1 protein-coding gene is annotated in these 713 nt (G+C 25.4%); it reads left to right on the forward strand.

The window, feature by feature from the left end; genetic code table 11:
- The coding region (locus OM075_RS25290; RefSeq protein ID WP_301193345.1) for a hypothetical protein at nt 1-426 on the forward strand (426 nt) is incomplete at its 5' end.
- Nucleotides 427-713: the final 287 nt, after the last annotated feature.

The following is a 713-nucleotide window of genomic DNA, read 5'->3' on the forward strand; positions in this document are numbered from 1 at the left end:
ATTAAAGAAATGAGATATAGCATAATAGCCTTTATATTTATACTAACTATTTTTAATGCTTGCGATGATCCTGAGACATTCCCTGTATATTATAAAATAAACAATCAATCTGATTTTAGCTTAACATTCATAGGGTATTCATATTCAATCTCGACAGATAAAATAGAAAATGACACAATTGAATTACAACCAATGACATCAGAACTATTTTCGACTGATCTTGTTGCAACAATGAATAGAAAAAAAATTTTTAAGAATTACCTTACATTTATTTACGATTCTATCAAGATAGAAATAGAAGATCAAGTAGTTAAAAACTTCCAACATGGTTCACCCATATTTAATATTGACAACTGGGAATTTATTCAAAACGAAGAATCTTTTGATGCTTACTATTATTTAACTAACGATTCCTTAGATTTATAAAAATAATTTATCTAAGAGGCTGATTTAAATTCAGCCTCTTTTTTTGATGCATCACAACATTACTTTAATATATTTTTTTCAAGAATAATACAGATTATTATAAGAAGCCCACAGGAGTTTAGAGATCAATTATTATCTACTTGTGATGAAGGTGAAAAAGATAATATCGATGATCTTTTTGAAGCTTATTATTGGAATTAGTATTTATCATTAATAACATTAAAACATTAAAGAAATGAGATATAGCATAATAGCCTTTATATTTATACTAACTATTTTTAATGCTT

Origin of the sequence: Plebeiibacterium sediminum (assembly GCF_026013605.1) — a bacterium.
Classification (GTDB): Bacteria; Bacteroidota; Bacteroidia; order Bacteroidales; family Marinilabiliaceae; genus Saccharicrinis; species Saccharicrinis sediminus.